Consider the following 19,998-nt stretch of genomic DNA (forward strand, 5'->3'; position numbering starts at 1 on the left):
TCATTTGTTCTTTACTATAAACACCTGTACTTTTTACTAAGCAGGTGAGGGGCAGTAAGCCATTAGCTAATAGTTAGAACCACGATCAGGCTATAAAAGAAAAGGGAAATACAATCGGATTCAAAAATTACATCTCTACAATTTTATTTTGAATGGCGTATTTAATAATGGATGCAACGCTTTTGCCATCGATTCTCGCAAGAATGAGGCTTCTGTCGTATTCTACCGTGCGTACACTTAAAGAAAGGGTGTCCGCAATTTCTTTGGTGGTTTTATCCTCACAAATTAAGCGGATGATTTTCAGTTCCCGCTCGCTAAATTCAGACTCCACAGGCTTTCGCGATGCGGCTTGCACCAGCATGTCTGCAACATCGGCGTCCGCGTATTTTCCTTTAAAGTAAACGTCGGTAATAGCTTGCACTAATTTTGCGGAATCACAATCCTTTGGTAAAAAAGCATTTGTACCTTTTTTAAAGTAGGCCGCTACATTTTCAAAATTATAATTACTGCTTAAAATAATGATCTTAAGTTCGGGGTAATCGCGTTTCAAAGTAGTAAACGCTTCGTGCCCCGATACTACCGGCATATCCAGGTCGAGAAGAATAACATCTACTTTGTTGGAGGTCATTTTTTTTAGAAGTTCCTGACCGTTAGAAGCGGTAAAAACAACTTTCATGTTTTCGTAAGTACTAAGTATAGCAACCAATCCATCGATTACAATTTTGTGATCGTCTGCAATACCTATGCGAATTTGTTTTTTCATTGTTTTAAAGGAATTTTCACCAGTACGTTAGATAAACCATCTTCTACAAAATACAAAATTTTGGCGTTCAGTAGCATGGCCCGTTTCTTTAAAGATTTAAGCCCAAGGCCGTTAGAGGTAGCGCTATGCACTTCCATTTCTTCATCTGTAACTCCCTTACCGTTATGAATGCAGGAGATGATAAAATCGGTGTCGGTGTTTTCGGTAAGAACCAAAAGAGTTCCAAAATTGCTGTGTTTATTCAGATTGTTCAGTACTTCGAGAACAATTCTAAAAATATTAAGTTGTTCGCGAATATCAAAAGGTAAATTGTCGGTAAAGTCACTGGCATTCTTAAAATTAATCAGGGCCGAATTGGCGCTTCGCATACTTTCTACCTTATGTTGCAGCGCTGTTAGAAGTCCATGATGAAGAACCGCTGATGGAACCAGGTCGTGCGAGATATCTCTTACATCGTTGTAAACGGCTCTTATAGAAAGCAATTCTTCTTTAAATACCTCGCCATTAGCGCCCGCCTCACTTAAAACTTTACTTTTGGTTTCAAGTTTCCGGATAATTCCGGTTAAATCTCCTAAGATCTGATCATGCAGGTTGGCGGCAATGCGTTCTTTCTCCTTGTCTTCGGCTTCTCCTGCTGCTTTGAAAATTTCCAGCTGTTTAGCCTGCTCAAGTACCAGCATTTTTTTGCGGTGAACGTTTAAAAAAGCGATCATGCCTAAAAAAAGGCAAACGAAAGCAAGTGCTGCTACAGCAATTAAAATCACTACCTGCGTTGTGCTTTCCATACGCCACGGGAGATAAGAAGGTTGCTTGTAATATTCATGAGCAGATGCAGACTCCAAAGATATTGAAAAAAAAGTGCTGGTAGCTTTCCAAGATAATTATAGAAAAGAAAAAGAACAAAGGCCATACTAAAGTAGAGAACGAAGCCGAAATTTAACCAGAAAAAGTAGTGCTCCCTTAAATCATAAACTTTCAACTCTTTCATCAGCTTAAAAAGATAACTCCACCCTAAGATCAACACAAATACTGCTTCGCAAGTGTTTACCACGCTATCTTCACTATGATAGCCCTTTTGGATTAAAAATTGATAAACTGAAATTAGCATAAAAAAACCATAAAAAATAAGGATGAGTGTTTTTGTCTTTCCTGTCTCGAAAATTTTGTAATACATGAAAATAATAAAAGAGCATTCCAGGATCGTATAAATGTTCTCAGTAGTATACGTTTCGATTTTGTTTGCGGCGAAAATAACTCCGGTAAGTTCAAATAAACAAGACAGTATAAGAAAAACAAATAAAGCTCTTAAAATCACATTAAGAGCTTTACGTTTTATAATACAACAGGCAATTGGAACTAATATACTTGCAACAGATATATCCCTAAGAATATAAAAAAGGAAATCAAAAGTCATTAGGTATTGAGAGGATTTGATATCGAGCAGTTAGGAGGGCATTTAGCTGAACGATCCAAAAGTAAACCGGTGTAAAGATCGTTATCGGAAGCATCTATCCCAACCAGCACCAGTTCTTTGGCGCCGCTGGCATCTATACCATAATAAGCTCTCAGGCCCACACAATTGGGCTGCGCCAACAATGCCGTGATCGAATCTTTAGAAAAAGCGTGTGCCAGAATGACTCCCGGAGGATTTGCATCCCTGTATTTTTTTGTAAGCGCTGTAGCCGTAGCCAGGGGAATGTCGTGATCTTCATGTCCGGTCATAGTGTGGGGGATTAAAGTTAGAGATTGATTTTCCTCAAATATAGCCAAGTCTCCAGCGGCAGCAAAGTAAGAGCCTATGAAATTATAAACCTGTTCGACGGGAAGTTAAATTTTATCGACAGATGCTGTGTTTAAGCCTCTGAATTTTTATCTGGAGACATCCCTCTTTTGGGTGAGACTGCGTTACCCCTTGTTAAAATTGAGAAGCCATAAAGAAAATACTTTATCTTCAATATTCCGTAATTTTTTGCCATGTTCCCAAAAAGAATTCTTGTAGTTATTTTAGTTTTAAGTTTTGTAAAAGGACTAAAAGCGCAAAGCTCAATTGGTTTTGATGTACAAATCAATCGCGATTTTTTTGAATTAAAAGATGAGGGTTCAGCACTTAAAAACGGCCTGGGAATTAATGTTTCTCCTGCATTTATATACCGTTACGGTTTTGGATCTAAACTTACTTTTTTAACCGGAATGCGCCTCAAGTTATACTCTGAAGAGATAGCTTTTAAAAAATTAGTGGGAACATTTACCAGCTCCGGCAACGCAAGCCTGGTGATTCCCTGTCACCTTGAAAAAAATATAAATCTTTACCATTACAAATTATTTTTAAGTCCGCTGCTTGGCCTTAATTATAATTTCCTGCTTAATAGCGGTAGCACAATGGAAGGTGCTGTTTCAACACCCAACGACAGTGCAAGGTTTAAATCTACAAAGCCGTATGAAAGGGTTTCCTTTTTTACTGCTATGGCAGGACTTAGTTTGGAATACCGTTTCAGACCCTCTACCTCTATTGCGCTTTATTGGCAGTATACAAAGGGCTTCTCTACTGTAACCTCTCAAAACATTTCTTATACCGTAAATGATGGTGCTGAAATGCATGCAGTACAAAATAATACGGGAACGTACTTCACCTATTTAGGTGTAAGAATTTATCGTCATTTTCCACGCCGAATAAAAACTGCCAGGGATAAAAAGGAGTAAAATCCTAATCTAAAAGATTTAGTTTCCTGTTAAAATGAATCTTATATTTGGATATAGTTTTTGTATCCCCAATGAAGCAATTTTTATTAGTCCTTTCACTTATTCTGGTGGCTTTTTTATGCCCTGCTCAGAAAAAAACCAAAGGTGCATCCGCTAAGGGCGGACCAAAAGTAGGTGATAAAATTGTTGAAAGCATTCCGTATTTCAAAGACAGTGCTACAGCTGCTACTTATCAATTTCCAAACGATGCGTTCACTTTACTTTACAGGTTTGGTGAAAAAGATGGTACAAAAGATAATTACGACAGCGTTTATAAAATGGTGACTCACGTGTACCGTTTGAACCGCTATTTCGGTCCCCGCAGAAAACCCAGCCGCTTAACCTGTTACATGTTTGTAAAAGAGGTAAATGCGGAGGCCATAGCCTTAAAAAATAAAATCAATGCATGGACCAAGTCGATTGGAGACAGCATGGTAAGAACAGAACGGGCAGGTTTTAATTTTAACCGTCCCTGGCAGGTGCTTTTTATTACCAACACCCAGGTTGGGCCCACAAGTATTTTAGCGGCAGAAAAAGTGAGTATCGTAGCGGCTGATGGCGTGGTACTTGATTCTTCACCCCTTGGCGATTTTCATTTTAAAGGAAAAAAGGGTTCCGTAAAAGGAAAGTTGCTTACAGAAAAAGAAACTAAAAAAGTCCCGATCCCAAATGTTATGGTAAGCCTTTTAAATTTAAAAACAGGCAAAGAAGAAGCCGATTCTGCATTAACTGATATTTATGGTGACTTTGAAATTAGCGTACAGGACGAAAGTGCAGACTACAGCATCATTGTAAAATCACATTCTACAGACGTTGAGAATGTGATCCTTGCAACTCAGAGTGGACAAGAAATTTCGCGGCTTAAAAGAACTTCGCGCGGGTTTGAGTATAAATTAATTCCAGGTGATATAGTGCTTCTTACCGAAAAAGAAAACGAAGACATAACACTGCTCTTTAATAAATTTGGTGTGAGTAAAGAGACAGATTTAAAGGTTTCTGAAAACATCCTTTACGCGCTTGGTCAATATAAAATCGAGGATGCTGCGTCCAAAAAAATTCTTGATAAAGTGGTAAAGATTCTGAAAGAAAATCCAAAGGTAACCTTGCAGTTAATTTCTCACACCGATGCACAGGGTGATGACGCGTTTAATATGAACTTATCCGAAAAACGCTCTACCTCCGTCATAAATTATTTTATTCAGAAAGGGATTGATAAAAAGCGTCTTACCTCAATAGGTAAAGGTGAAACGGAAATTCGTAACCGTTGTATAAATGATGTGGATTGTTCAGATAAAGAACATGAATATAATCGGAGAACGGAATTTAAGTTTACGAAGGGGTAATCAGTAAACTGGTGTTGACATTTTAAGACAATTTAGGCACGGGAATATTTGCATTTTACTCCATAAAATTTGCAAAATGATAGATCCCTGCCGCGGAAGGCGTTTATTCAGATATCAATTTTATATATTTGAATTCACATGTCTATAACCCAATTTACCAGATTCTATTTCGCTTTAAATAGTTTTCTCTTACTCTGTTCAGGTACCGCTGTAGCTCAAAATCCTGACGATAATTTCACCGTGCATAGTTTCAACGGGAAATTTCTTGAGCATCTTATAAAAGAAAAAATAGATTCGGTGCGGCTCGCACATAATTTAAAAACACTTCACAACGATTCTATTTTATTTGTTGCAGCGAAATTTCACGCAAATTATTTATTTAATAAAAAGGAGCTAAGCCATACTGAGCCCGAAAATCCTATCACAGAAACACCTCAAAAACGGGCTGATCATTTTGGAGCAGTAAACTATTTAGTTGGAGAGAACGTTGCATTTACCTATGTAGGAATTCCCAGCAAAGATAAAAAAGGAAAAGTAAGTACGAATTCCACTTACAATCAAACAGCAACAGACTTCGCTGTTATGTGGGTGCATTCACCCGGGCATTATAAAAATATCATCATGCCCGATTACAATGCCACGGGTGTTGCTGTTTGGGCAGATACAAAAACGAATCGTGTTTATGCCGTTCAAAAATTTGCAGACATTCTTTACAGGTATCAATTTGATGAGAATAAGAATTTCTTCTCCTATTCAAATTACGTTCCTGAACCCGTTGTAAGCAGTTTTGAAGGAATTCCGGCGCAGCTTCATAAAGGTAAGCATGCTTACAAATTAAAAAATCCAAAAAAAGAATCGCAGTGTGAACGGTGCTATATGAGTCCGGGTTTTCAATTTGGTTTATCGAGAATTGAAGCGCGGGATGGTAAGATTTATTTTAGTTCTTATGATTTACAGTCTATTCTTACATTATTGAAGAAAAAGAAGGATGGTTTTGCCGTTGAGCTCATTTCTTACGATCCTTATGATTGCGGAAATCCCCAGTACTACACTGATCCTTCAAGAAGAAACAAACAATGCGTTTTTAGCGGGAAAGTGCTGAAGCCGGTTTACAAGAAAAAAGCTATTAAAGGATTTAAGGCGGGAACTAAGGTTAAGAAGATAAAGACAAAAATTGACGCTAACAAAATTAAAAAGTATGAAATAAAACTGGGAAAACTCCCTAAAGACTTAACGGAATATGTGGAATTAAATCTTGTAATAATTCAGAAAAAGAAGGTTTGCCGCATCATGCGGTTTAGCGGCTATTGTGGCGATACATTAGAAAGATTTTATAATCTGCCGCTCTACGTCGACAGTGTTCCGCAAGGCGCGGATATTACAGAGGCTTATAAAAACGTGCAATTTTCTATCCCTTTTCAAAAAGGGAAAACGGACTATAACATGTCCGACATTAAACCCATTACCGATTCTTTGTTAAGCGAAAATTTCACGGCGGATAGCATCATTATAAAAGCCTTTTCATCCGTGGAAGGAAAAGAAGATTTGAATAAAAAACTTCAGGACCAAAGGGCTTTTAATATTGCGAAGGCTTTGGAAAAAAATCAGAAAGAAAAATTGAATACCGTTATAGTGTCCATAGAAAATTGGGAACTTTTCGAAAAGCAGATTAAAGAAAAAGAGGTCTTAAAAGAGTTAAGAGGTTTATCGCACGAAAAAATAAAAGAAGTATTGTTGGATACACTCAAACAAAAAAAGTTTGAACCGTATCTTAAAGACCAGCGGATTGCTTACATCCGCTTGAGAGCGCGCGAGATCATCAACGAGAAAAACATAGAGCGGTATTTAACTACAAAGATCCGGCTGCAGAAACAAACTCTAGGCAAACTACTTGCTGAAGAAAATAAAAAGCCGGAAGTAGTACGCAGCTACCTTGACTCTCTGGAACTCTTTATGAATGTGGCTTACGGCTATATTAAAAAGAAAGTGATCAAGCCCGAATTTTTTGAAAATTTCAGGATCGTAAATTCAAAAGCTTTGAATTCCTACAACATTATGCGTTTGAAATATCTGGCGAAGTTAGATAGTTCCAAGATCGCTGATTTTGAATGGTCCAGGCAGTTTTATGGAGATCTTGTGTATCTATACAATAACAAGGAAAGTTCTTTTTTTATTGATTATAATATGGACGCCTTAATTCAGCTTTATGGAAAGCGAATGAACGTTTCAATACCTGACGATCAACAGGATAATTATTTAGGTGAGCTGAATTATTTTGTCAGAGATTCATTACAAAAAAAACTTGCACAAAAATTAGAACTCAATTTTTGGTTTAGTGTATGCAGTAAAACAAAGGAAGAAACTCCAAAAGATAAACAAGAACTTCACTACCGGTGCCTGACGAATATTCATAACTACTTTAATTCGAAAAAAATAGATCTCGCAGAAAAGAATAAGATCTGTTATTACTACATCTATCATTCCCGTGCAGACTGGGCTACAGAACTTCTTTGGCCAGATTATCAGAATAAAATCGACAATCCCGAAGGTTTAGTGATTCTCGCAAAAGTATTGTATGAAAATTACCAGGAAACAAAAGACCCAGCTTACTACGAATTCTTAAAGGAAATTTACGGCCGGATGGGAGAAAAAACCTGGTGCCCTATGTTTGTAGGGCCTTGTAATATAAGTTTCCAGGCGCTGGACTATGAGAATTTTCGCAACTTTTATTGTGAAAAATGCAGCTCGTATCTCAATTATGCCAAGGCACCAGATAATGTAAAGTAAATTTATATTCAATGGCTACTGTTTCGAAGAAAATGCGTTTTGTAACTTGCATCTTGCTCCTTGCAGGATTGGGAGGATTTTTACTTTGGCAAAAATTTATGGTTGTGCATGAGCCTTTTATGGATAATGCTTTTTATAAGTTTGAGCTGGATAGCATAAAGAGTCAACGTAGGGTATTGTCTAATGACAAGGCTGGATTAAAGAAGGTAAAGGCGGCATTTATCAAAAGCATTACAGGTAAAATATTTCCTTACTGGTATGGAACTAAATGGGATTTTAACGGAACAACTCAATTACCTCAAGAAGGAAGCATTGCCTGTGGTTATTTTGTTACTACTACATTGGAGGATATGGGCGTTCCAATCAATCGTGTAAAGATGGCGCAGTGCGCGTCAGAGGAAATGATCCGCTCTTTAGTTTCAAAAAAGAACCTGCACCATTTATCCGGCATGTCTCTTTTAGAATTTGAGAAAAAAATGGAAAATATCGGGCAAGGCCTATATATTATCGGACTGGACAATCACACAGGTTATATTTTAATTTCAGAAACTGGAAATTTTTTTATTCATTCCAGTGGTTGGTTTCCTTTTAAAGTGGTTAAGGATAAGTTAAGTGAGTCAACAGTGATTGGAAAATCAAAGTACCGGGTTGTTGGTAAGATCAGCGATGACGAAGGTTTTCTTAAAAAATGGCTTGAGATTAAATAAATACAACGCAGCGTTTAGAAAGAAAATTTATTTTTCTAAAACTGCCAAAGCCGTTAATCTGATAGTTACTACGAAGTGTGTGGCCAAATTTAATAATGCGTCTTCATCTCCACATATTTCAAAAACTCCTGCTTAGTAGCTTCTTCCTGGAATTTACCTCCATAAAAAGAGGTTACTGTAGCGGAATTATGATCTTGTACTCCGCGTGACGACACACATAAATGTTTTGCATCAATAATGATAGCTACATTTTCTGTTTCTAAAATATCCTGGAGTTCTTTAGCAATTTGCATGGTGAGACGCTCCTGCACTTGCGGACGTTTTGCAAAGTATTGTACTATACGGTTTAATTTTGAAAGGCCTATTACTTTACCATTTGATATGTAAGCCAGGTGCGCTTTTCCGAAAATCGGTACAAAGTGATGTTCACAGTTGCTGTAAAAAGTAATATCCTTTTCCACCAGCATTTGATTGTACTGGTAAGTGTTTTCGAACAAAGCGATTTTAGGTTTGTTTGCAGGATTTAAACCGCTGAAAATTTCCTTCACGTACATTTTAGCAACACGTTGTGGTGTGCCTTTTAAACTATCGTCGCGTAAGTCAAGACCAAGCGTTTCCATGATCTCACGGAAATTGGCTTCGATCTTTTTCATTTTCTCGTCGTCACTTAATTTAAAAGCATCTTTTTTCATAGGCGTTTCCACGCTGGTCATCACATGGTTATCTCCCATCTCTTCAGCTCTTTCTCTTTCAGTATCACGATCACTTAGTGAAGCGATGTCGCCCTTAGCAAGGGTATTCAACGAAGTTTCTTTCTGTTTCATACAAAGTTATTTTTAACTCAAAACGGTTATCTAAGTGTTTGCGAAGAATACCGTATATAACCATGGCGATATTTTCAGCTGTTGGATTAAGATCTTTAAATTCTTTAGTATCGAGATTCAAATTTTTATGATCAAATTTTTCAATCACATGTTCTTTGATCATCTGGCTCAAAAGTTTGGTGTCAATAACATACCCCGTTACAGGATCGATCTCGCCAATTACTTTTACTATGAGATCATAATTATGTCCGTGATAATTCGCGTAATTGCATTTTCCAAACACGCGTGCATTTTCTTCATCACTCAGCTTATTACTGTGAAGACGATGAGCAGCATTAAAATGCTCTTTTCTGAATACGGCAATTTTATTACTCATATGCTTATGTCAGTATTCTTAATGGTCATATTGAATAGCCACTTTAAACAATCATTCCTATTTTTTCTGGTAAACATGGCTATTTCATAATTTCTTTAAATCAACAAAATAGGGAATAGCTATGATTTTGATTCTTAATTTTTATTCAGGCACTGTTTCAGAAGTTTGCTGATCAAGTGGCCTTAATTAAAGCACTAACAAATTTAAACTAAAAAAGTTTAAGCAAAAGGCTTTTTAGCGAATTATAACGAAATTCTAACCGAAATATTCTACGCAAATACGTGGTGTTTCGTAGAGTTTTACGCAATGTAATTTAACATTTGTAGGTAAATGCGGAACAATCTGCTCCCAGATAGCGATAGCCAAATTCTCAGTACTGGCAAGCTTTCCCGACATAAAGTCCACATCCATATTTAAGTTGCGGTGATCGAGCTTATCACAAACATAAACATTCAAAATCTGACTTAATTTTTTAGCATCCATTAAAAAACCAGTCTCTTTATCGATCTCGCCTTTAATAGTAACGATGAGATCGTAATTATGCCCATGCCAGTTTGCGTTGGCACATTTACCAAAGACTTCGGTGTTTTTTTCTTCGCTCCAGTCAGGATTATATAATTTATGAGCTGCGTTAAAATGCTCGTGGCGGGTCAGGAAAATCATAGCATAAAGTTACGCATTTTATTAATTTTGTAGTCAATGAAAAAGATCCTTATAGTGGGTGCCACGCAGCCTGAAATTAGTCCCACAATCAAATATGTATTAGACGTTTCGAAAAGTGAGGAAGAGGACTTGGAAAATCTCGAAGTCTCTTTTATTTTAACAGGAGTAGGAATGGTGAACACCGCTTTTACTATGGGAAAACTGTTTGGACATAAGTTTGACGTAGTTATCAATGCAGGGGTAGCAGGAAGCTATGTCAATCATAAAATTGGAACAGTTGTAAATGTTACAACAGATTGTTTCAGCGAATTAGGTGCCGAGGATGGAGATGATTTTATCAGTATTCTTGAAATGGGGCTGGGAGATCAAAATGTAGAAGTTAGCGATCTTTTCAAAAATACTTTAACTGACAAACTCGAAATTGTTTCTGGCATCACTGTAAATACAGTAAACGGAAACGAAAAAAAAATTGAACAAATAAAAGCTTATATCTCGCCGCATGTTGAAACCATGGAAGGGGCAGCATTTATACAATGTGCAAACGCCTTGAAATGGAAAGCCATTCAATTAAGAGCGATCAGCAACCAGGTTGAGAAACGTAATAAAGCAAACTGGAATATGCCTTTGGCGATAAAAAATTTAAATGAATTTTTGATTGCGTTTTTAAAAGACTTGAATAAATCAAGCAATTAGAAATAGTAGTGAAAATTAAAGAAACATATCAGCATACTTTGAAGTTCGGCAATCTATTGTCTACTGCCGGCGAACCCATCGTTGATAATCGTATCGAGCTATTCGAAAAGAAATATGATATTATTCTTACTGAAGAGTTTAAATATATTTTAAAACTAAATAATGGATTTTCTCTTGGTGGAGGTATCTATGGCTTGGGTGAAGAATTCGGTGGAGGCTCGCTTGAAAAAATGTATGAGCTTATGCATCAACATTTCCAGGATTTCATTCCCAAGAGAGTAGTACCTTTTTCTTCGGATGGCGCAGGAAATTGTTATTGTCTCTATCTGGATATAAAACAAACGGAAACTTGCCCTATTCTGTTTTATCAACAGGATTACGACTACGAAAACTTTAATGAAATAGAGGTTTGCAATGCTAGTCTTGCGGAATGGATCGACGAGGTTTGTATAGGATGGACTTTACAGGATTACGATTATGACGGAAATAGCAAATCAGACATTTTTTACAGACTCAAACACTTATTTAAAAAAGAAAAATGAAACTTACTCTCGGTTATTCTCCTTGTCCTAACGACTGCTTTATTTTTGACGCTTTACTTCACAAAAAAATTGATACTGAAGGACTGGAGTTTGAAGTGCAGCACGAAGATGTAGAAACTCTTAACCGCAAAGCTTTAAAGGGCGAATTAGATATTACGAAGTTAAGTTTCCATGCCTATGCCTATGTGATGGAGCATTATATTTTATTAAGAGCGGGGAGTGCTTTGGGATTTAATTGTGGTCCATTGTTAGTGCATAACGGATTGTGGAACGGCACAGACAGTTCAAACATGAAAGTTGCCATTCCAGGTAAGATGACAACAGCTAATTTTTTATTGTCTCTTGCTTTTCCTCAATTAAACAATAAAATAGAATATGTTTTTTCAGACATTGAAGATGCAGTCTTAAGAGGAGAAGTAAACGCCGGGTTGATCATTCATGAAAACCGTTTTACCTACGAACAAAAGGGATTAAAAAAAGTAATAGATCTTGGAGAATATTGGGATTCGTTGATTCATGCGCCCATTCCGTTAGGAGGTATTGTGATCAAACGCAATCTGGATTCGGCACTGCAGCAACAAGTAAACCGTTTAATTCGTAAAAGTGTTGAATTTGCTTTTGCGAATCCCGAAAGCTCAATGCCTTACGTGAAAGAACATGCCCAGGCTATGAGTGAAGACGTTATGAAAAAACACATAGCACTTTACGTGAACGATTTTTCGGTAGATCTTGGAGACACTGGTATTAATGCAGTAAACCTGATGTACGCGAAAGCAAAGGAAGTAGGGTTATTTGATTTATCAGGAAAGAAATTGATAATTTAATACAAGGAATAACTTGAAGTAAAAGGCTTTTAACCCTAAATTATAAACTCTTGCCTAGTTCCGTTCCCATTTCTGAAAACAATAATCAAATTTGTTCTTTTCATCAGCGTTGTGGCATTCCTCCCAAACTTTAGTAAACTCTTCTTCTTTTAATTCAGGAAACCAGGCATCCGCTTCAAAGCTATGCTGGATAGCCGTTCTATAAACTTCAGAAATTTGCGGCAAAGTCAGTTTAAAAATTTCTCCGCCACCAATGATAAATACTTTTTCTTCGTTACAACTTTTTATCGCAGCTTCAACACTGTGATAAATCTCAGCGCCTTCTAACCTGTAATCAGAACTGCGGGTAATTACTATATTTTTTCTTCCAGGTAATAAACGTCCTATACTTTCGTAAGTTTTTCTTCCCATAATAATGGGACAACCCATAGTTGTTGTCTTAAAGAATTTAAGATCAGCAGGCAAGTGACACAATAGCTGGTTATTTTTGCCAATGGCATTATTTTGATCCGTAACAACTATAGCAGCGAGTATCATACAAAAAATTTAAGCTACAAACCTATTCAAAATTCTTCTATTGAGACAATTATTTTTTCTTCTAATTGAACTTTAATCCTGTGGGGTAAACCAATTTTTTTTTAGATTTACCCTATGCAGGGACAACTTCTTATAGCACACCCTTTACTACACGACAGTTTTTTTAACCGGTCTGTTGTTTATCTCACTAATCATGGAGAGGATGGGGCTATTGGATTCAGCTTAAATTTCAGAACGCAATTTGTACTCCGCGACGTTCGTCCGCAGGTAATAAATGGCAACTTTCCAATTTTTGACGGCGGCCCGGTTGCTAAAAATCAATTGTTCTTTATCCATACGCTAGGGCATGATATTGCAGACTCTGTCCATATAGGAAATAACATCTTTATGGGTGGAGATTTTAATGAGCTCATTCATATGATAGATCATGGCCAGGTAAAATCGCATGAGGTACGGTTCTTTGCGGGCTACAGCGGCTGGGGAGAAAACCAATTGGAAGGCGAAATTAAAAGTAATCACTGGTTAATAAATACACCTGAGGACTCTTCTTTTTTTAGCAATGAACCCGATGATCTTTGGGGATTGCAATTAAGTGAAGTAAAGGGAAGTTACAGCATTTTTGCTGATTTTGGGTCAGATCCTTCCATGAATTAGAGTGCAGGCATGTCTCTACCGAGAGAAAAATCATTCTGCCTCAAAAAATTTTAAAATATCAAAATTTATTTTATGTTTGACTTAGGGTTTTACACACACAAAACCTAAGCGTTATGTTGGGTAATCGCTTAAAGTAAAAAGCGCTGATTCGTTCAGCGCTTTTTTTATGCTTTGAAGCGACCAAAAAATCATTCGCCGCAAAACAGTGCCATCTACCGCAAAAATTTTTATTCCCTGTATTCACGTAGTACATTTGATCCGGGTCATAACACACACACGTTATCACCCGAGCGGTTTGTTGGGTAATCGCTTTTCTTAAAAAGCGCGGTTTGGGTTCCGCGCTTTTTTTGTTTTCTACTACGCTCAGCCAGGCCGCTAGAAGGCTCAGATGGATCATGCTAAAAAGCTTTGGGGAAGAAAATAAAGTTTGATTGTAGCGTGGATACTAAGCCTATAAATAGCTTTCTATATGCGCTTTAACCGAAAGCGGTGTTACGCTGTATTTGTTTCCGGATCTGGCTTAAAGACAGGTGTGGCGGCAGAGCTTTAGGAAGAGGATAAAATGGCGAAAGCTGTTTGGTTCGTCTTCGCTTAATAGCTGCTGACGGGATAGCAGGTGTCTTGGATGCCTTCACTTTATCATGAGATTTTTTAATCAGCCCTTTTATGAGCAGAAGATCATACAGGCAAAGATTTTCGCTTATTTTGAATTCCTTTAAAAGTGCCAGGGCTTCGATTGTCTGCATCCCTTTCATTGGATCGCGCTTTCCACGAAGGGAGTCTTTATCGTTATCTGCGAGCAGGCGCATCAACTTCATGAGTCGGTGGTAAAGGGTTTTGTCTTTATGAGCAGTGTGTGCTATTACCAGGCGGCGCAGAGCAGCAGCAGCCCGTGCACAAGTTGTGAATTCTTCGCTGTTCTCTCTTGATCGGACAAATACCGGTGAGGTTTTGAATTGTTTTCGACTTGGCCCGCCTTTGCACCTGACCAGCCAGCCAAAGACACTGTGGTAAAAAGAAATACCATTTACAGTACCTGAGAGTTTTATATCACCAACCTGAAATGCCATATACAAAGATACCTGGAAATTGAACGAAAAATTTGACGAATGAGTAAGAGTGTATTGACCTCTGAGGGAAGGTGTATGAGAAGCTGAGTGAATGGATGTGTTTTATATTAAAAGACGGGATATGTACGGGGTAAGTAGGGAGTATTGTGCAAGGAACCAGGGAGTTGGTATAAGGCTGGTGAATTTTACGCCACTCCTTTTGGGCCTGAGCCCTTTTAGTTCGGTCAAACAAACGTCTGAATTAATTAAATAGGCTTTCGCAACACACCTGTTAACTGTGAGCTAAAGTGAAGCTAATTTAGGACAGAGTAGCACGACTAATCTCTCATAGTTTAACTGTGAGTGTGGGAAAGCAAAACACTCCAATTCTTTTGATACGCCCGTGGCGCAGCCAAATCAGTGATAAAAAGCTCAACTAGTTGACTCACCTCAATTAATCAGCGTCAGCCGCAATTATTTTAATTTCAAGTGTTGTCATTTTATCTTTGATGCAGGTTTTATATAAGAACCTAGCGGTTTGTTGGGTAATCGCTTTTAAGAAGCGCGGATTGGGTACCGCGCTTTTTTCTTTCTTAAAATTTTCAAAAATTTCTTTTGCTTATCATTCTTCGGAAAGTCACTCTTATGCGGGGTAAGGATTCACGCAAACTTTGAAAAATTTTTCAAAAGCCTTGGTAACATTTCCCAACTTCTTGCCATTTGGCCTCGAAATTTTGACGAAATAAAAAATTGACCGATTAAAATTGCTTTTTGCCTCAAAAAGTTTTTTGTTTTCCTAAAACGTTTTAAATTTGTTCAGGCTAATCTAACTAAACAGCCGAGCGATTTTTTGGGTAATCGCTTTTTGAAAAGTGCGGTTTTGGGTACCGCACTTTTTCTTTTTTATCTCATTACTAATTTTCGGATTTTTTTTAAGCAGGCATTTGCTCGTTTTAGCAAGAGTGTTCCTTGGTTTTCTATTTCCTTACTTAGGAATTTCGTGTAATATTTTTACTTTAGAAACGGGAAAGGCTTTAATGTCTTGTTGGTTGCCTTTGATGCTAAAATTAAGGCGGTAACATATTTTTTATAAAATGTAGTTGTAGTTCTTAAAAGAAAATACTGAATTTTTTTATGTGTGAATATGCGTCACACCCTTGATCTTCTTTGATAAAAATCAAGAATTTTTCAGCTATTCTTTTTCATTGCAATGAGAAATTTATCCCACCTCGAAATCATCGGATTCACCTTATAAAATTGGTCATTATCATGTGCGAACCTAATTTTGGAGCGCTTATATTATTTTAATGTAAGAAGGTAAAGCACTTAAAAAAACCATTAATGAACAAAGATCAAATTAGTATATTTATTGTAGACGACGACAAGATTCTTTCAACCGTTCTTAAAAACGAAATTCGCCGGAGTTTTCCGGAAGAAAATATGATGATTTATATTTTTGAAGCAGGCGAAATTTGCCAGTCGTTTATGCAGAATAAACCCGATATTGCTATTGTAGATTACCATATGAACAGTCGCTATAAAGATGCCATAAACGGAATTGCCGTAATTGATATTTTCAAAAAGGAGAGTCCGGATACTAATGTGATTCTTTTTACCAAAGAAGAGAATATGACTTTAGCGATGGAAGCCTTTGATCACGGTGCCCATGACTACGTTGTAAAAAACGAATTTATGTTCCGGAGATTGCATGTTGCATTGGTGCAATGTTTACGCCTCAAAAGAATAAAACAGGATCTTAGCCGCCAGAGAAAGCGCGGAAAGATAGCTGTTTACCTGATGACTCTTCTTTTGGCCTGCGCCATGGTTTTGCAATTTGTTGTGCCTGGATTTTTATTAAGTAAATCAGTTTGAAGTTTAAAACCCCAAGTACTATGAATACCCTTATAATTGACGATGATCTGTTCCTTAAAAAAGCGCTGAGTTTCAATTTGCTTGACTTAGGGCATGTTGTGGCAGTTGCAGGCGATGGACAAGAAGCCATTCAGATGATTGAAAAAAATCAGAATTTCGATCTTATTTTTTGCGATGTGATGATGCCGGTGCTAACAGGACCGGCGTTTTTGCTTATGCTTAAAAAATATTTTCCAAAAAATATGCCTTGCATTGTTATTATCTCAGGAGTAAAAGAAGGGGAAGAATTCTTGAAAAAAACAGATATTCAATACGATTATTTTGTAAAAAAGCCAATTGATATGCCCGCGCTTAGGAAGCTTATTGGAGAAATAAGTAATTCCAAACAAAGCTAAGTTCTTAAAAAATGCGATCGGGATTAAGACCATACACAAAGCTTGTTATTATTTTTAGTTTCGTTATAAGTGCGGGATTAGTATTGTTTATTGCGGTAAACGCTAACAGGCATTTGTCGGTTATGTCGGGCAACACCACCGACCTGAACAATGCTTACAGGGTTTTGGAACTTTTAGAAGTTTTAACAAGCGATGTAAATATCATTGACGCAAAACAGAACGCTTACCTCCGCACGAGTGATCCTCAAATTTTGAATGCACTCAACATAAAAGAAACTGAGGTAAAATCGAATTTGAAAAGCATCGGCAAGTATTTTTCGGGCAGAGCAGAGGAGGAAAAATTCTATCTCTTAAAAGAACTTACCTTCAAAAAACTTCAGTATACTAAGGATCTCGCAGGATCGAATAATTCAGCTACTCTAAGGACTAAACGAAAAGCGGCAATGGTGGATCTGGGTACAAAAAATACCTTGAACGAAATCAGTACCCTGATGCATGAAATCGATAGTAGCCTTAGTTACACTACACAGAGCCTAATTGACAGGAACGTTAATTCAGTGAAGGTTTCCAGAAATTGGGGAATACTTGAAGTAGTGCTGGGAGTTATTGTTTTATTTGTGTCGCTCCTTCTTCTATTAAGGGATTTAAATATTCGTAACAAATTGGAAGCTGAACTTCTCATCGCAAAAAATCAGGCGGATGATAATTCTATGATGCAGGAACAGTTTATGGCGAATATGAGTCATGAGATTCGGACACCGATGAATGCTATTCTTGGTTTTGCAGATCTTCTGCAAAAGACGAATCTCGATAGAAAGCAGTCGGAATACATTTCAGCCATTCGTGCCAGCGGATCTAATCTACTGAATATAGTGAACGATATTCTTGATTTTTCGAAAATTGAAGCGGGGAAACTAACCATTGAAAAAATTGCTTTTAATTTAGAGAGCCTCATCGGTTCTCTGAGAATTATGTTTTCGGAAAAGGCGCGACAAAAAAACATACAGTTTGAAGTTAGTATGGATAGTAATTTACCGGAGATGATTTTCGGAGATCCAACACGTTTAACACAAATTCTCGTGAACCTGATCAATAACGCCATCAAATTTACCGATGTTGGCGTAGTAAAAATAAGTTGCGAATTAAAAAGTATTGAGCATGATATGGCTCAGGTTGTTTTTCGTGTCAAAGATACCGGTATCGGCATTCCACAAGATAAATTGGATATTATTTTTGAGCGTTTTAACCAGGGAAATAGAGAAACAACGCGACGCTATGGAGGAACTGGCCTGGGACTTTCGATCGTGAGGGATCTTGTGGAATTACAAAATGGAGAGATCCGTGTAAAAAGCAAACAAAATTCGGGCTCAGAATTTATCGTTACCCTTAGTTACCCTATTTCTTATGAGACACATATAAAAATTACGGATAATTCTCACACACGATTTCCATCCTTGTCGGGAAAAAACTTAAGTGTGCTTCTTGTTGAAGACAATGAACTTAATCAGAAACTTGCAAGATCGTATTTGCAGGGCTTTGGATTAGAGGTAGATTTGGCTGAAAATGGCGCGGTAGCTATAGAAAAATTGCAGGAGAAAAAATTTGACCTTGTGCTTATGGATATTCAAATGCCTGTTTTGGATGGTTACAACGCAGCCCAAAAAATCCGCTACGAGCTTCAAATGGATATTCCGATCATTGCTATGACAGCCCATATTATGAGTGGCGAAAAGGAAAAATGCATCAGCTATGGCATGAACGATTATATTTCGAAACCATTTAAAGAAGCAGATCTTTATGAAATTGTATCCTCTTTTCTGAAAATAGAAAAACAGGTGGAAACAAAACCGCCCCTTGTTGAAACAAGTATTAGAACACATGCAGGGGTAGTAGACTTTAAAGACATTGAAGACATGTCTCGCGGTAATAGATCTTTTATCATAGAAATGATCACCCTGTTTTTAGAAAAAAACCCTTTGGATATTGCAGAAGTAGATGCCGCAATAAAAACCAGGGATCTTAGCGCAGTACGCGCGATATCTCACCGCATGAAAACATCTGTAGGGTTTATGGGACTTAAGCATCTGGGTAAGATTTTAGGTGAAATGGAGATAAAAGCAGAAACGGATGGCGAGATCAAGGAAATTTCAAGCCTTTTCAACAAGGTAGTAGCAGATTGTAAAAAAGCCAGGAGTGAATTTGAAATCGCTCTGGAAACTACTTATAAATAGGCGGTAATTTTTTAACGTCTTCTTAAGCGCCTTCAAATGTTGCTCACTCAGGTAACTGCAGACGTTTATACACATTTATGCTCAGGATATATATTTTCTTAGAAAACTATTGCTTATCTTGATTACGCAAAGCGAACACAGCGGCTGAAAGCATGTTTTAAGGAAATGAGTTTATGCGTTGCATTTTCCGAATTTTTTTTGCAAGTTTAAAAACACAGTTTAAACATTAACTATGATAAAAGCAGTAGCCATAGATGACGAGTCAATTGCATTAAAAGTTATTGAGAACTTTTGCAAAGACATTGATTTTATTAGTCTTGAAAAAACTTTCAGTGAAGCAAAGGAAGGTTTAAAGTACCTGAATAAATTTCCGGTAGACCTTCTGTTTCTGGATATTGACATGCCTTTGATGAATGGTATAGATCTTTATAAACAACTGAAACAAGATACTATGGTTATTTTTATTACTGCTCGTGCAGATTATGCTGTGGAAGGCTTTAATTTAATGGCAGTGGATTATTTACTGAAACCTTTTTCTTACGATAGATTTTTGCAGGCTACCAAACGTGCAAACGATCTTTTAAATTTTAATACCCAAAGCGAAAAAGCTGAGGACTCTAAATTTTTATATATCCGTGCCGATTTCAGTCTTATCAAAGTTGCTATTGCCGATATTATTTACATAGAAGCGCTTGATGATTATTTGAAGATTTATATCCAGGATCAAAAAACGCTTGTGGCAAGGATGACTATGAAAGCCATTCTTGAAAAGCTCCCCTCTTCTAAATTTATCAGGGTACACCGCTCGTTTATAGTGGCTGTAGACCGCATTCAGGCGCTCCGTTCAAAGACAGTACTTGTTGACCGCATTGAAATTCCAATGGGTGGAAGTTATATTGAAGAAGTAAATAAGGTTTTCCAAAAATAAATTGACCTCAAAAAGTGGAATTAGGCCGCATTTAATTCCCTTCTTTTTGCTTTAATTTTATATTTAGTCGC

At 37.2% G+C, this 19,998-nt stretch carries 21 protein-coding genes; 12 read left to right on the top strand and 9 right to left on the bottom strand.

Annotated features, from left to right (window positions below; translation table 11 throughout):
• Positions 1-127: 127 nt before the first annotated feature.
• Genes CNR22_12070 through CNR22_12085 form a run of 4 tightly spaced genes read right to left on the bottom strand, consistent with a single transcriptional unit; the run spans position 128 to position 2,485 of the window.
• Positions 128-763 (bottom strand): hypothetical protein, encoded by a 636-nt coding sequence (locus tag CNR22_12070; GenBank protein ID PBQ32476.1) that lies wholly within the window; start codon positions 761-763, stop codon positions 128-130.
• Positions 760-1,548 (bottom strand): hypothetical protein, encoded by a 789-nt coding sequence (locus tag CNR22_12075; GenBank protein ID PBQ32477.1) that lies wholly within the window; start codon positions 1,546-1,548, stop codon positions 760-762. The genes CNR22_12070 and CNR22_12075 overlap by 4 nt, the downstream gene beginning before the upstream one ends.
• Positions 1,527-2,177 carry a hypothetical protein gene (locus tag CNR22_12080; GenBank protein ID PBQ32478.1) on the bottom strand — a complete coding sequence of 217 codons (651 nt, stop codon included), beginning with the start codon at positions 2,175-2,177 and terminating at the stop codon, positions 1,527-1,529. Before CNR22_12080 ends, CNR22_12075 begins: the two co-directional genes overlap by 22 nt.
• Positions 2,177-2,485, bottom strand: a complete 309-nt coding sequence (locus CNR22_12085; protein ID PBQ32479.1) for a hypothetical protein — start codon at positions 2,483-2,485, stop codon at positions 2,177-2,179. The genes CNR22_12080 and CNR22_12085 overlap by 1 nt, the downstream gene beginning before the upstream one ends.
• A gap of 252 nt (positions 2,486-2,737) precedes the next feature.
• Between CNR22_12085 and CNR22_12090 the strand changes: the two genes are divergently transcribed.
• From CNR22_12090 to CNR22_12105, 4 genes are all read left to right on the top strand, one after another.
• Positions 2,738-3,463, top strand: a complete 726-nt coding sequence (locus CNR22_12090) for a hypothetical protein (protein PBQ32480.1) — start codon at positions 2,738-2,740, stop codon at positions 3,461-3,463.
• A gap of 71 nt (positions 3,464-3,534) precedes the next feature.
• Entirely contained in the window at positions 3,535-4,845 is a 1,311-nt protein-coding gene (locus CNR22_12095) for a hypothetical protein (protein PBQ32481.1), read from the top strand.
• 138 nt (positions 4,846-4,983) lie between these two features.
• A complete protein-coding gene (locus CNR22_12100; GenBank protein PBQ32482.1) occupies positions 4,984-7,632 on the top strand; it encodes a hypothetical protein in 2,649 nt (882 codons plus the stop codon).
• Positions 7,633-7,643: 11 nt separating this feature from the next.
• Positions 7,644-8,339 carry a hypothetical protein gene (locus CNR22_12105; GenBank protein ID PBQ32483.1) on the top strand — a complete coding sequence of 232 codons (696 nt, stop codon included), beginning with the start codon at positions 7,644-7,646 and terminating at the stop codon, positions 8,337-8,339.
• 89 nt (positions 8,340-8,428) lie between these two features.
• Here the strand turns inward: CNR22_12105 and CNR22_12110 are convergent, their stop codons facing one another.
• The 3 genes from CNR22_12110 to CNR22_12120 all read right to left on the bottom strand — a co-directional run bounded on the left by CNR22_12110 (position 8,429) and on the right by CNR22_12120 (position 10,202).
• Positions 8,429-9,163: a GTP cyclohydrolase I FolE gene (locus CNR22_12110; GenBank protein PBQ32484.1), complete on the bottom strand. Its 735-nt coding sequence runs from the start codon at positions 9,161-9,163 to the stop codon at positions 8,429-8,431.
• Positions 9,126-9,539 (bottom strand): 6-pyruvoyl tetrahydrobiopterin synthase, encoded by a 414-nt coding sequence (locus CNR22_12115; protein ID PBQ32485.1) that lies wholly within the window; start codon positions 9,537-9,539, stop codon positions 9,126-9,128. Before CNR22_12115 ends, CNR22_12110 begins: the two co-directional genes overlap by 38 nt.
• A gap of 255 nt (positions 9,540-9,794) precedes the next feature.
• Entirely contained in the window at positions 9,795-10,202 is a 408-nt protein-coding gene (locus CNR22_12120; protein PBQ32486.1) for a 6-pyruvoyl tetrahydrobiopterin synthase, read from the bottom strand.
• A gap of 36 nt (positions 10,203-10,238) precedes the next feature.
• Between CNR22_12120 and mqnB the strand changes: the two genes are divergently transcribed.
• Genes mqnB through CNR22_12135 form a run of 3 tightly spaced genes read left to right on the top strand, consistent with a single transcriptional unit; the run spans position 10,239 to position 12,261 of the window.
• On the top strand, positions 10,239-10,895 hold the full coding sequence (mqnB, locus tag CNR22_12125) for a futalosine hydrolase (protein PBQ32487.1): 657 nt from the start codon (positions 10,239-10,241) through the stop codon (positions 10,893-10,895).
• Positions 10,883-11,437 (top strand): hypothetical protein, encoded by a 555-nt coding sequence (locus CNR22_12130; GenBank protein ID PBQ32488.1) that lies wholly within the window; start codon positions 10,883-10,885, stop codon positions 11,435-11,437. The genes mqnB and CNR22_12130 overlap by 13 nt, the downstream gene beginning before the upstream one ends.
• Positions 11,434-12,261, top strand: a complete 828-nt coding sequence (locus CNR22_12135; GenBank protein PBQ32489.1) for a 1,4-dihydroxy-6-naphthoate synthase — start codon at positions 11,434-11,436, stop codon at positions 12,259-12,261. The genes CNR22_12130 and CNR22_12135 overlap by 4 nt, the downstream gene beginning before the upstream one ends.
• A 54-nt stretch (positions 12,262-12,315) precedes the next feature.
• Here the strand turns inward: CNR22_12135 and CNR22_12140 are convergent, their stop codons facing one another.
• Positions 12,316-12,798, bottom strand: a complete 483-nt coding sequence (locus tag CNR22_12140; protein PBQ32490.1) for a dihydrofolate reductase — start codon at positions 12,796-12,798, stop codon at positions 12,316-12,318.
• Between the two features lie 114 nt (positions 12,799-12,912).
• Between CNR22_12140 and CNR22_12145 the strand changes: the two genes are divergently transcribed.
• Positions 12,913-13,452, top strand: a complete 540-nt coding sequence (locus tag CNR22_12145; GenBank protein PBQ32491.1) for a transcriptional regulator — start codon at positions 12,913-12,915, stop codon at positions 13,450-13,452.
• A 476-nt stretch (positions 13,453-13,928) separates the two neighbouring features.
• Here the strand turns inward: CNR22_12145 and CNR22_12150 are convergent, their stop codons facing one another.
• A complete protein-coding gene (locus tag CNR22_12150) occupies positions 13,929-14,522 on the bottom strand; it encodes a hypothetical protein (protein PBQ32492.1) in 594 nt (197 codons plus the stop codon).
• Positions 14,523-15,842: 1,320 nt separating this feature from the next.
• Between CNR22_12150 and CNR22_12155 the strand changes: the two genes are divergently transcribed.
• From CNR22_12155 to CNR22_12170, 4 genes are all read left to right on the top strand, one after another.
• A complete protein-coding gene (locus CNR22_12155; protein PBQ32493.1) occupies positions 15,843-16,373 on the top strand; it encodes a hypothetical protein in 531 nt (176 codons plus the stop codon).
• Entirely contained in the window at positions 16,370-16,768 is a 399-nt protein-coding gene (locus tag CNR22_12160; GenBank protein ID PBQ32494.1) for a hypothetical protein, read from the top strand. The genes CNR22_12155 and CNR22_12160 overlap by 4 nt, the downstream gene beginning before the upstream one ends.
• Before the next feature lie 11 nt (positions 16,769-16,779).
• Entirely contained in the window at positions 16,780-18,999 is a 2,220-nt protein-coding gene (locus CNR22_12165; protein PBQ32495.1) for a hypothetical protein, read from the top strand.
• 232 nt (positions 19,000-19,231) lie between these two features.
• Complete coding sequence (locus tag CNR22_12170) at positions 19,232-19,927, top strand: DNA-binding response regulator (GenBank protein PBQ32496.1); 696 nt, start codon at positions 19,232-19,234, stop codon at positions 19,925-19,927.
• The last annotated feature ends 71 nt before the right edge of the window (positions 19,928-19,998 follow it).

The sequence above is a fragment of the Sphingobacteriaceae bacterium genome, from assembly GCA_002319075.1.
Taxonomy (GTDB): Bacteria; Bacteroidota; Bacteroidia; order B-17B0; family Aurantibacillaceae; genus Aurantibacillus.